The sequence below is a fragment of the Brevundimonas nasdae genome, assembly GCF_019395145.1.
In the GTDB taxonomy this organism is placed as follows: domain Bacteria; phylum Pseudomonadota; class Alphaproteobacteria; order Caulobacterales; family Caulobacteraceae; genus Brevundimonas; species Brevundimonas nasdae.
In genome coordinates, this window is the sequence record NZ_CP080034.1 from 3592281 (window position 1) to 3603806 (window position 11526).

The 11526-nt window shown below is 65.9% G+C and carries 8 protein-coding genes; 4 read left to right on the forward strand and 4 right to left on the reverse strand.

Annotated elements, in window-relative coordinates:
• The first annotated feature begins 141 nt into the window (after nt 1–141).
• Both KWG56_RS17500 and clpB read left to right on the forward strand, forming a co-directional pair.
• Complete coding sequence (locus KWG56_RS17500; protein ID WP_201099892.1) at nt 142–798, forward strand: HPP family protein; 657 nt, start codon at nt 142–144, stop codon at nt 796–798.
• A gap of 110 nt (nt 799–908) precedes the next feature.
• Entirely contained in the window at nt 909–3509 is a 2601-nt protein-coding gene (gene clpB, locus KWG56_RS17505) for an ATP-dependent chaperone ClpB (RefSeq protein ID WP_219353114.1), read from the forward strand.
• Nucleotides 3510–3586: 77 nt separating this feature from the next.
• On the opposite strand, the gene KWG56_RS17510 is transcribed toward clpB, so the two are convergent.
• Entirely contained in the window at nt 3587–5086 is a 1500-nt protein-coding gene (locus KWG56_RS17510; protein WP_219353115.1) for a phosphomannomutase/phosphoglucomutase, read from the reverse strand.
• Nucleotides 5087–5339: 253 nt separating this feature from the next.
• Here KWG56_RS17510 and gpmA point away from each other — a divergent pair, with 253 nt between their 5' ends.
• Entirely contained in the window at nt 5340–6056 is a 717-nt protein-coding gene (gene gpmA / locus KWG56_RS17515; RefSeq protein WP_219353116.1) for a 2,3-diphosphoglycerate-dependent phosphoglycerate mutase, read from the forward strand.
• A complete protein-coding gene (locus KWG56_RS17520) occupies nt 6053–6682 on the forward strand; it encodes a bifunctional diaminohydroxyphosphoribosylaminopyrimidine deaminase/5-amino-6-(5-phosphoribosylamino)uracil reductase RibD (protein WP_201100844.1) in 630 nt (209 codons plus the stop codon). Before gpmA ends, KWG56_RS17520 begins: the two co-directional genes overlap by 4 nt.
• Before the next feature lie 43 nt (nt 6683–6725).
• On the opposite strand, the gene metK is transcribed toward KWG56_RS17520, so the two are convergent.
• The 3 genes from metK to KWG56_RS17535 form a co-directional block, all read right to left on the reverse strand.
• Entirely contained in the window at nt 6726–7928 is a 1203-nt protein-coding gene (metK, locus tag KWG56_RS17525) for a methionine adenosyltransferase (RefSeq protein WP_219353117.1), read from the reverse strand.
• 201 nt (nt 7929–8129) lie between these two features.
• Nucleotides 8130–8483 (reverse strand): helix-turn-helix domain-containing protein, encoded by a 354-nt coding sequence (locus KWG56_RS17530; protein ID WP_201100842.1) that lies wholly within the window; start codon nt 8481–8483, stop codon nt 8130–8132.
• Nucleotides 8484–8768: 285 nt separating this feature from the next.
• Complete coding sequence (locus KWG56_RS17535; RefSeq protein ID WP_219353118.1) at nt 8769–11426, reverse strand: TonB-dependent receptor; 2658 nt, start codon at nt 11424–11426, stop codon at nt 8769–8771.
• Nucleotides 11427–11526: the final 100 nt, after the last annotated feature.

Below are 11526 nucleotides of genomic sequence, written 5' to 3' on the forward strand. Positions count from 1 at the left end.
CCCGATCATTCGGGCATGAGGGTGCAACGCGTGACGGTGGTTTGCGGCTGGGCGGGGCGAAAATTTATTCGCGGCGGCGAACCGGCCTATCGCGGCGGCATTGGCGGGTTTAGGCATGAAACCTGGGCGTGAGGGGGCTTCATGCGGCTGTTTCGACCTATTCTGGCGGGTGCGACCCTGCGCGACCGCGCGGCGGCCTGTCTGGGCGCCTTGTTCGGCATCGGCCTGACGGGGCTGGTGTCGCGCTGGGTTCTGGGCGCGGACCATGCGGCCCACGCCCTGCTGATCGCCTCGATGGGGGCGTCGGCGGTGCTGGTCTTCGCCGTTCCCGCAAGCCCTCTGGCCCAGCCCTGGCCCGTGATCGGCGGCAACGCCATTTCCGGCCTGATCGGCGTCATCGTCGCCCATGCCATACATGACCCGATGATCGGCGGCGCCGTCGCGGTGTCCCTGGCCATCGGGGCCATGTCCCTGTTCGGCTGCCTGCATCCGCCCGGCGGCGGCACAGCCCTGACGCCGGTGCTGGCCGGTCCCGCCGCCGCCTGGCTGTTCCCGCTGGCGCCCGCCGCCCTGAACGCGGTCCTGCTGGTCGGCGCCGCCTGGCTGTTTCACCGGTTCTCGGGCCACGCCTATCCGCACAGGCCAGAGAAGATCACGCCCGGCCCGCTGACGATTTCAGAGGCCGACATCGACGCCGCCCTGTCGGAAATGCACGAGGCGCTGGACGTCAGCCGTGAGGACCTGCGCGCCGTCGCCGTGTTGGCGGCCCAGCACGCCGCAGGCCGCCGCAAATCCTGATCCGCGCCCCTTGTGCGCCAAATCCGCAACACCATCTCGTTTGCGACAGCTCAAGGCGTCGCTTTCGATAAGGGCGCATTGAGATGAAATCCGCCTCCTGAGGGGAACACATGAATCTCGATCTCTATTCCGACCGCGCCAAACAGGCCGTCCAGTCGGCCCAGTCGCTGGCCCTGGCCCGCCGTCACCAGCAGTTCGCCCCCGAACACCTGCTCAAGGTGTTGCTGGAGGAGCGCGACGGCCTGGCCCGCAACCTGATCAACGCCGCTGGCGGCGACGTCCGCAAGGCCGAGGCCGACGTCGAAACCGCCCTGAAGAAGCGCGCCCAGGTCACCGGCGGCTCGGGCCAGCTTTATCTGGACGGCGACACCGCCCGCGTCTTCGCCGCCGCCGAGGAGGCCTCGAAAAAGGCGGGCGACGCCTTCGTCACGACGGAACGCCTTCTGGCCGCATTGGCCAAGGAGGGCGGCGTCGCGGCCCAGGTGCTGAAATCGTCCGGCCTGACGCCTGACAAGCTGGAGACCGCCATCGCGGATGTGAGGAAGGGCAAGACCGCCGACAACGCCAGCGCTGAAGACGGCTATGACGCCCTGAAACGCTATGCCCGCGACCTGACCCAGGCGGCGGCGGACGGAAAGATCGACCCGGTCATCGGGCGCGATGAGGAAATCCGCCGCACGATTCAGGTCCTGGCCCGGCGCACCAAGAACAACCCCGTCCTGATCGGCGAGCCGGGCGTGGGTAAGACCGCCATTGTCGAAGGCCTGGCCCTGCGCATCGTCAACGGCGATGTGCCGGAATCTCTGCGCGACAAGACCGTCATGGCGCTGGACATGGGCAGCCTGATCGCGGGCGCGAAATATCGCGGCGAGTTCGAGGAGCGGCTGAAAGCCGTGCTGAACGAGGTGTCGGCGGCCGAGGGCGGGGTCATCCTGTTCATCGACGAAATGCACACCCTGGTCGGCGCGGGCAAAGGCGACGGGGCGATGGACGCCTCCAACCTGCTGAAGCCCGCCTTGGCGCGAGGCGAACTGCACTGCGTCGGCGCCACCACCCTGGATGAGTACCGCAAGCACGTCGAGAAGGACGCGGCCCTGGCCCGTCGCTTCCAGCCCGTCTTCGTCGCCGAACCCACGGTCGAGGACACGGTGTCGATCCTGCGCGGCCTGAAGGAGAAGTACGAGGTCCACCACGGGGTCCGCATCAGCGACAGCGCCATCGTCGCCGCCGCCACCCTGTCGAACCGCTACATCACTGACCGCTTCCTGCCCGACAAGGCCATCGACCTGATCGACGAGGCCGCATCGCGCGTGCGCATGGCCGTGGATTCCAAGCCCGAGGCTCTGGACGAGATCGACCGCCGCCTGGTGCAGCTGAAGATCGAACGTGAGGCCCTGAAGAAGGAGACGGACACCGCCTCCCAGCACCGTCTGGAGAAGCTGGAAGACGAGATCGCCGATCTGGAAGGCCAGTCCGACGACCTGACGACCCAGTGGAAGTCGGAAAAGGAAAAGGTCGGTCAGGGCGCCCAGCTGCGCGAAACCCTGGACCGCCTGCGTCTGGAGCTGACCAACGCGCAGCGCGCGGGCGATCTGGGCCGTGCGTCGGAGATCGCCTACGGCCAGATTCCCCAGATCGAAAAACAGCTGGCCGAGGCCGAGGCCAATGAAACCTCAGGCTCTGCCGGTCGTGGGGGTCCCCTGACCCCCGAAGTCGTCGACGCCGAACAGATCGCCGCCGTCGTCAGCCGCTGGACCGGCGTGCCCGTCGACAAGATGCTGGAAGGCGAGCGCGAGAAACTGCTCAAGATGGAGGACGCCCTTGGTGGTCGCGTCGTGGGTCAGGACGAGGCTCTGACCGCCGTGTCCGACGCCGTGCGCCGCGCCCGCGCCGGTCTGAACGACCCCAACCGTCCGCTGGGCAGCTTTCTGTTCCTGGGCCCCACGGGCGTGGGCAAGACCGAACTGACCAAGGCTCTGGCCGAGTTCTTGTTCGACGATGAGGCCGCCATCACCCGGCTGGATATGTCGGAATATATGGAGAAACATTCGGTCAGCCGCCTGATCGGCGCCCCTCCCGGCTATGTCGGCTATGACGAGGGCGGCGCCCTGACCGAGGCGGTGCGTCGCCGTCCCTATCAGGTCGTCCTGTTCGACGAGGTCGAAAAGGCCCACCCCGACGTGTTCAACGTGCTGCTGCAGGTGCTGGACGACGGCCGCCTGACCGATGGTCAGGGCCGCACCATCGACTTCCGCAACACCCTGATCATCATGACCTCCAACCTGGGTTCGGAATTCCTGGCCAATCAGGGCGAAGGCGATGATGTCGAGGCCGTGCGTCCGTTCGTCATGGAGGCGGTGCGCGGGCATTTCCGGCCCGAGTTCCTGAACCGGATCGACGAGATCATCCTGTTCCACCGCCTGGGCCGTGACCAGATGGGCGGCATCGTCCGCATCCAGCTGGCCCGGTTCGAGAAGCTTCTGGCCGACCGCCGCATGGCCATCGACATCGACGACGCGGCCCTGGCCTGGCTGGCCGACCGCGGCTACGACCCCGTCTATGGCGCCCGCCCCTTGAAGCGCGTCATCCAGAAAGACCTGGTCGACCCCATCGCCCGCAAACTGCTGGCGGGCGAGATCGAAGACGGCGGCGTGATCGCGGTGTCAGCGGGTCAGGACGGCCTGGAGATCGGCAAGGCGCGGGTGCATTGATCGAAGGTGCGACGGTCGCCCGTCGCGCCTCTTTTCGTCATTCCGGGCCTGCCCTTCGCCCGGAATGACGAAAGCACTCAGATCTCCTGATTGAACGCGCCGATCTCGGGATAGGCGGCCAGGCGCGGTTTGATCTCCTTGCGGAACAGGTCGCGCATGTCGTCTTCGCTGCGCATGCTTTCGACCACCACGACCAGCTCGGGCTTGTTGGACGAGGCGCGGACCAGGACCCAGGAGCCGTCGTCCAGGTGCACGCGCACGCCGTTGACGGTGATGGCCTCGATGATCTTACGGCCCAGGATTTCACCCCCGGCGGCGGCCAGATCGACGTATTCCTTCACGATCCGGTCCAGCACGCCGTACTTCAGTTCATCATCGCAGTGCGGCGACATGGTCAGGCTGGTCCAGGCGTCGGGGAGGGCGGACTTCAGTTCGCTGAGCTTCTTGCCGGGATTGCGGTCCAGCATGGCCAGGACCGCGCCGGCCGCGACCAGACCGTCGTCGTAGCCATGGCCCAGTTCGCCCGCCATGAAGAAGTGACCCGATTTCTCGAACCCGGCCAGGGCGCCCAGTTCGGCGGTCTTGCGCTTGATGTAGGAATGGCCCGTTTTCCAATAGACGACTTCGGCGCCATTGGCCTTCAGCACCTCGTCGGTCTTGTACAGGCCCGTCGACTTCACATCGACGACGAAGGTCGAGTTGGGGTGGACCCTGGACAGGTCGCGGGCCAGCATCAGGCCGATCTTGTCGGCGAAAATCTCCTCGCCCGTGTCGTCCACCACGCCGCAGCGGTCGCCGTCGCCGTCGAAGCCCAGGGCCAGGTCGGCGCCCGTCTCCTTCACCCGCTGGGCCATCTGCACCAGCATGGCGTGGTCTTCCGGGTTCGGATTGTATTTGGGGAAATTGTAGTCGAGGTCGGTGTCCATCTCGATCACCTCGACGCCCATGCGCCGCAAGGCGTCTGGGGCGAAGGCGCCGGCCGTGCCGTTGCCGCAGGCGCAGACGACCTTCAGCGGGCGCTTGATCCGAACCTTGGACGCCACGTCGGCGATGTAGGTTTCGCGGAAGTCGTCGACGCGCACCAGCCTGCCGCCGTCGCGCGCCACACCCTGTCCGCCCAGCACGATCTCCTTCAGGCGGCCCATTTCGTCGGGTCCGAAGGTCAGCGGCTTGTTCGCGCCCATCTTCACGCCGGTCCAGCCGTTCTCGTTATGGCTGGCGGTGACCATGGCGACGCAAGGCGCGTCCAGTTCGAATTGGCCGAAATAGGCCATGGGCGACAGGGCCAGACCCACGTCCAAAACCTCCATCCCGCCTTCCAAGAGGCCGATGATCAGGGCCTGTTTGACGCTGAGGCTGTAGCCGCGGAAGTCGTGGCCGACGACAATCTTCGGCTGGACGCCGATCTCGTGGACGAAGGTGGCTAGGCCAAGGCCCAGCGCCTGAATGCCCAGAAGGTTGATCTCCTTCTCCAGAATCCAGCGCGCGTCGTATTCGCGGAACCCCGTCGGCTTCACCAGCGCCTGGGTTTCATAGGCAGCCGTGTTCGGCGTCAGATCCTGGCGGGGTTTCAGCATGGAGATGACCTTGAAGATTGCAGCGGCGTCAGGACCACAAAGTCCTGTCCGACGATAAGGCGGGCCGCAAATGGATTGCGCGAAGCGATGGGCGGGTTACCCTATAGTCCTGCAGACTGTTGCGCTGCAACACGATGCGAACGGCGTTATGGCTGTCGGCGATGCAGGACGATGGCGAAACCTTGACCGACCGATGACAGCGGCCTACCCGAAAGCCCTCCCCTTTACGCCCGTCTTCTACGGAGCCTGCTGAATGTCGCGCCTGATCCTGCTTCGCCACGGCCAGAGCCAATGGAACCTCGAAAACCGGTTCACCGGCTGGGTCGATGTCGATCTGACGGCGGAGGGCGAGGCCCAGGCGCGTCATGGCGGCGAACTGATCGCCGAGGCCGGATTCAAGCCCGCCGTGATGTTCACCTCGGTCCTGACGCGCGCCAAGCGCACCGGCGCCCTGGCCCTGCAGTCGGCGGGTCTGACCGATGTGCCGGTGATCGAGGACTGGCGTCTGAACGAGCGCCATTACGGCGGCCTGACGGGTCTCAACAAGGCCGAGACCGCCGAGAAGCACGGCGAGGATCAGGTCAAGGTCTGGCGCCGCAGCTATGACGTGCCGCCCCCGCCGCTGGCGCCGGGCGGCGAGTTCGATTTCAACGCCGACCCCCGCTATGCGGGCAAGGCCATCCCGGACACCGAAAGCCTGAAGACGACGCTGGACCGGGTCGAACCCTATTGGGACGCAGAGATCGCGCCGCGCCTGAAGGCCGGCGAAGACGTGCTGATCGCCGCCCACGGCAACTCGCTGCGCGCCATCGTCAAGCTGCTGTTCGCCGTGCCGGACGACAAGATTGTCGGGGTGGAGATCCCGACCGGCAATCCGCTGGAGATCGACCTGGACGCCGACCTGAAGCCGACCGCCGCCCGTTATCTTGACGCCTCGCGCGCCGAAGAACTGCCTCCGGCCGTCGCATGAGCTGGAGCGACGCCGACCGGGGCTTCATGGCCCAGGCCATTGAACTGGCCAAGGGCCGCATGGGCGAAACCTGGCCCAATCCTGCGGTCGGCTGCGTGCTGGTCAAGGACGGCCGCATCATCGCCCAGGCCGCCACGGCGCCGGGCGGACGTCCTCATGCCGAGGAGCAGGCTGTGCCCGCCGCCGGCGCCGAGGTCGTCGGCGCCACCGCCTATGTGACGCTGGAGCCGTGCGGCGCGCGGTCTTCAGGCCGTAAATCCTGCGCTCATTTCCTGGCGGAGGCCGGGGTGGCGCGCGTGGTGGTCGCCTGTCTTGATCCGTCGCCGTTCGCGGCCGGGCGGGGCACCGAGCGCCTGCGCACGGCGGGCCTGACGGTGGAGACGGGATTGCTGGCCGAAGAGGCGGTGGTCCTGTGCGAAGGCTTCCTGCACCGGCTTGAGACCGGGCGGCCTTTGGTGCGCGTCTCTGCGGACGGCGTGGGCTTTGACGGGCGTTTCGTCGCCTCGCCCAAGGCTGATCTGGTCACCGAGCTGAAACGACTGGGCGAGGCGGGCTATACGCGCCTGTGGACCGGGCCGGGCGAGCTGGCTGACGCCCTGCGCGATCAGGGTCTGTTGGCGGGCTGAGATGCGTGTCCGGCCTGGTGGTCGCCAGGCCGGAACATCGTGATCAGGCGAGGGCCTTGAGCGCCTCGACCAGATCGGTCTTTTCCCAGCTGAAGCCGCCGTCGGCGTCAGGCTCGCGGCCGAAATGGCCGTAGGCGGTGGTGCGGGCGTAGATCGGCTTGTTCAGCTTCAGATGCTCGCGAATGCCGCGCGGCGTGGCGCCGCCGATCAGCTTGGGCAGTTCGCGTTCCAGCACGGCGGGATCGATCTTGCCCGTGTTGTGCAGGTCCACGTGGATCGACTGGGGCGCTGCGACGCCGATGGCGTAGCTGATCTGGATGGTGCAACGGTCGGCCAGACCGGCGGCGACGACGTTCTTGGCCAGGTAGCGGCCGGCGTAGGCGGCCGAGCGGTCAACCTTGGTCGGGTCCTTGCCCGAGAAGGCGCCGCCGCCGTGCGGGGCTGCGCCGCCATAGGTGTCGACGATGATCTTGCGGCCGGTCAGGCCCGCGTCGCCATCGGGGCCGCCGATTTCGAAAATGCCGGTCGGGTTGATGTGCCAGACGGTCTCGTCGGTGATGAAGCCTTGCGGCAGTACGCTTTCGACCACCGGCTTGACCACGGCGGCTACGTCAGCCTGGGTCTTGCCCTTGGCGTGCTGGGTCGAGACGACGATGGAGGTGGCGCGGACGGGTTTGCCGTCTTCGTAGTGCAGGGTGACCTGGGACTTGGCGTCCGGCTCCAGGATCGAGCCGCCCGCGTGGCGCAGCTCCGCCAGCTTTTTCAGAATATTGTGACTGTAGGCCAGAGTTGCCGGCATCAGCTCAGGCGTTTCGTTCGATGCATAGCCGAACATGATGCCCTGATCGCCTGCGCCCTCGTCCTTCTCATTGGTGGAGTCGACGCCGACGGCGATGTCTGCCGACTGGGCGTGCAGATAGCAGGCGTATTCGGCCGTTTCCCAGTGGAAGCCGTCCTGTTCGTAACCGATGTCTTTGACCGCGGCACGGACCAGCGGCTCCAGGCTGTCGATGATGCCTTGGGTGAAGGCTTCGTTCTGTTCCTTGGTGTTGCCTGGCTGTGTGGCGCGGACTTCACCCGCCAGGATGATCCGCTGCGTCGTCACCATCGTTTCGCAGGCCACGCGCGCTTCCGGGTCCTTCGCCAGGAAGGCGTCCACCACGGTGTCGGAGATGCGATCGGCGACCTTGTCAGGGTGTCCTTCGGACACGCTTTCCGAGGTGAAGAGGAAGGAGGAACGGGCCAAGGAAGGCTCCTGTCTGATGGTCAGGCGATCAGACATATAAAGATATGCTTATATCTTCAAGACGTGGGGCGTGCCTAGGTTTCGTTCTCGACGCGAAAAGCTTGTATCTCAGGCGCAAAAAAGAAAAAGCACGCCCCGCAGGGCGCGCCTTTATCGATCTGGCGTCATCGCGGCGGCGCCGAACGCGCACCGCGTTTCGTCTTACTGGCGCAGGCTCTTGGCCACCAACAGCAGGGCGTCGCGCTTTTCGGCGTCCTGAATGTCGCGGAAGGTCGAGAGCAGCTCAGCGGCGCCCGGGGCGGCCAGAGCCAGCTCGTCACCCTCTGCGCCGTCCAGCTCGCCCAACAGGGCGGCGCCGGTGGATTTCAGAACGGCGGCGATCTGCAGCAGGCGGGCTGCGGACACGCGGTTGACGCCGCGTTCGTACTTTTGAATCTGTTGGAAGGTCACTCCGGCGCCAGCCGCAAGTTGCGCCTGAGTGATGCGGAGTTCTTCGCGGCGGGCGCGAATGCGTGTGCCGATCGCGACGTCTACGGGGTCTACTAGGTCGTTCATCTTGGCCTTCAGGATACTAGGCGGTTGAGCGCGTGAGGCCCCAAAAACCTGCCTACGTCAAGCAAAAAGCGTAGCAGTAAAGGGCGAATACCAAGGGAATATCGACATCATTCCGTTATCGGGGAAGTAGTATGAACATTCCTGTCAGTGACGATGGCGGCTACTTAGCGTTGTGCAATTCTTGATCTGTCGTTCTTCCTCATCGCAAACGTTTCTATGCGATTTATAATGCCGTTCTGCGTGTATGGTTCACAACCATCGTTCGGTGAATGCTGAAGCTTGCCGTTAGAACAGTATCTTGCGCAGGTTGATGCGGAAGGTCCGCCCGGTCGGGTCCAGAAAATCCGATTGATAGTTGAGCGGCGTCTGACCGTCGCTGGAGGTCACAGACACCCGGTCGTCGAAGATGTTCGTCACCCCGAAACCGATGCGCGTGCCCTTCAGGACCGGGAATTTTTCGACCCATTTCGTCCTCTGGGTCAAATCTGCGAATGCGAATAAATTAATCGTGGTTCGGCCAGAGAAATCCAGATTGGGCGACGTGACGTCGGTGCTGTTGACGTGGGTTCCCGCGCGCCAGTTGGCGTTGACGAACATGCCCAGGCCGTTGCGGAAGGCCCCAGCCTGAAGCTGGACCTCATGTCGTGACTGGCCGCCGCTGCCGCTGATGGCGTCGCCGTCCAGCAGATTGAGGGGCGTCAGACCGTCGCGGATGGTCACCTCGTCCTGCAGTCTCCAGGTGTGGGTCAAGGACAGGTTGAACATGCCCTGGCCCGGCTGCATCCCGCCGCCGCCGCGTCCTGCGCCGCCTGGACCGCGCGGACCGCCAGGACCGCCTGGACCCGCCATGCGCGGGGCGCCGTCGCCCCCGCCGAAACCGCCCGGACCGCGCTGGCCGCGTTCAGCGGTCGGATTTGGCTTGCCGAAGGGGCGCGAGAAGTTGAAGCCCCATTGCACGTCCTGCTGCTCGCGGCGGCTGAAGTTCAGCGGACGGGCGTCGATGGACAGCAGGGTTCCGTCGCTGTCGCGCTGGAACCGTTCCGGCAGCGCGGCTTCCAGCGCGGGGGTGATCGTCGGGAAGCTGGCGATCTGGTCGTCCGTGTCAGTGCGGGTGTAGGCCAGGTTGAAGCGCAGGTCGCGGGCGCTGTAGGGCTGCCAGTTGGCGCTGAGCTTCAGGGACCGGGCGTTCTCGGCGCTCAGATTGGGCGCGCCGCCCGTGACATAGGCCAGCTCGACCGTCTCGCCCGTTCTGAAGTCGAACACCGGCGTGTTCGGCGTCGAGACGGTCGGATCATTCAACTGCTGCATCGTCGGGGCCTTGCCCGCATCCGAATAGTCGACGCCCAGCGACAGGCGCTGGATGGGCGACCAGTTCAGGCCCCCGCCGATGGTGCTGACCCCGCCGAAGTCCGACAGTTCGTCATAGGCCAGGTTCATGCTGGCCGACAGGTCGCCGATCTTGGCTAGAACGCCCCGGTCCCGGCTGGCGATCGGCAGGCTGAAGTTCGCCTGCAGCCGTCCCAGATCCCGCGACAGCGACCGCTCGTCGGCGACGCCGTTGCGCAGGCTTTCGGAATCCAGCGACTGATGCTGTGCACCGACCTTGAAGGTCGAGGTCAGGTCCCCCGCCGGGCCGCTCCAGGCCTTGCCGTTGACCACAAGCTCGGCGTTGGCGACGCCAGACGTGGACGTGGCCGTATCGCGCAGGCGGTCGGCGACGCGCCCGTCGATGTCGCCGAACGGGTTCACCGCCGGGTCGCCCGCGATCAGGCTGGCCTGCAGGGCGGCGGGGTCGACGCCCCGGCCTGTCGAGGTCTTGGTCTCGACCCAGTCATAGGTTCCCGTCAGGGTCCAGCGCCAGTCGCCTGCGAAACCGTCCAGCACCGTGCCGACGCCGGCCGTCTGGGTGTCGACCTCGCGTTTCAGGGCGTCTGGGCGGTCCAGATAACGGAACAACCGCACATCATCGCCGAACGGCGAATAGGGATTGCCGGACGGCAAGGTCAGGGTCACGCCCGGCAGGCCCAGATAGCTGAGGCTGGAGGCGGTCTTGTAGCTGCCGCTGAAGGTGGCGCCGATGTCCCGGTTCAGATCCTTCTTAAGCGTGCCGGAGATTTCCGCCGATCCGGTGTTGGGCAGAAGGGTGCGATAGGCGTTCAGGTCGCCCTGACGCGGGCTGTTCGCCGTCCCCAGGAAATCGTTCAGCGACGGGGCGCCGTTCGCGGCGCTGGCTGGCGCGCCGGCAACCGTGACGGCCTGACCCGCCAGGGCCGACAGGGCGGGGTCGATCTGGGCGCCGCGTGGCAGGCCGACGATATTGCCCTGCAGGTCGAACAGTTCAGCGGCCCCGCTGCGGTCGATGTTGCGCTCGGTCTCGAACAGGGCGGTCTGGGAGTTCAGGTTCAGGTCCATAGACCAGCGGGTTGAACCCGCGATGCGAAGGACGTTGTTGCTGTTGTCCAGAACGGTCTGGCCGCCGCTGGTCGGACGGGTCACGGTGCCCGAGGCGGTGATGGAGCGGAAGTCGGCCTTCAGCACGACGTTCACGACGCGCTGGTCAGCGCTGTAGCCATAGGAGAGGGCGGTCTCCTCAGGCAGGACGTCGAACCGTTCGATGGCCTCGGGGGGCAGGCCGCGGATTTCGCGGAAGCCCGAGATGCGCCGTCCATTGACCAGGAAGACCGGGGCGCCGCCCCGCGCGCTGCGGGTCTGGGCCTCCAGCAGGCTGACCAGTTCGCCGATATTGGTTGCGCCGAAGGCCTGAATCTGCGCGGCGTCATAAGAGACGATCGGCTCCTGACCGCCCAGAGCCGCGCCGCGCCGCGTGGTCGTCACTTCGACATCGGGCAGGACGACGACGGGTTCGTCGGTCTGGGGGTTTTGCACCTGCACGGCTTCGGCGTTGGGAGCCAGAGCCAGCAGCATCAGGGCCGAAAGGGTCATGAGAGGCGTATTCCGGGGACGTGGACAGGCCCTCTGGAGGCGCGCCAATCGTGGCGGCAAAACGGCCAAATTAATGAAGTTTTGGAAAGCGTTGCGCGGT

Excerpts from the sequence above, each read along its gene's own strand:
- KWG56_RS17500 (WP_201099892.1), top strand. The coding sequence starts at position 142 with ATGCGGCTGTTTCGACCTATTCTGGCGGGTGCGACCCTGCGCGACCGC.
- clpB (WP_219353114.1), top strand. The coding sequence starts at position 909 with ATGAATCTCGATCTCTATTCCGACCGCGCCAAACAGGCCGTCCAGTCG.
- KWG56_RS17510 (WP_219353115.1), bottom strand. The coding sequence starts at position 5,086 with ATGCTGAAACCCCGCCAGGATCTGACGCCGAACACGGCTGCCTATGAA.
- gpmA (WP_219353116.1), top strand. The coding sequence starts at position 5,340 with ATGTCGCGCCTGATCCTGCTTCGCCACGGCCAGAGCCAATGGAACCTC.
- KWG56_RS17520 (WP_201100844.1), top strand. The coding sequence starts at position 6,053 with ATGAGCTGGAGCGACGCCGACCGGGGCTTCATGGCCCAGGCCATTGAA.
- KWG56_RS17530 (WP_201100842.1), bottom strand. The coding sequence starts at position 8,483 with ATGAACGACCTAGTAGACCCCGTAGACGTCGCGATCGGCACACGCATT.
- KWG56_RS17535 (WP_219353118.1), bottom strand. The coding sequence starts at position 11,426 with ATGACCCTTTCGGCCCTGATGCTGCTGGCTCTGGCTCCCAACGCCGAA.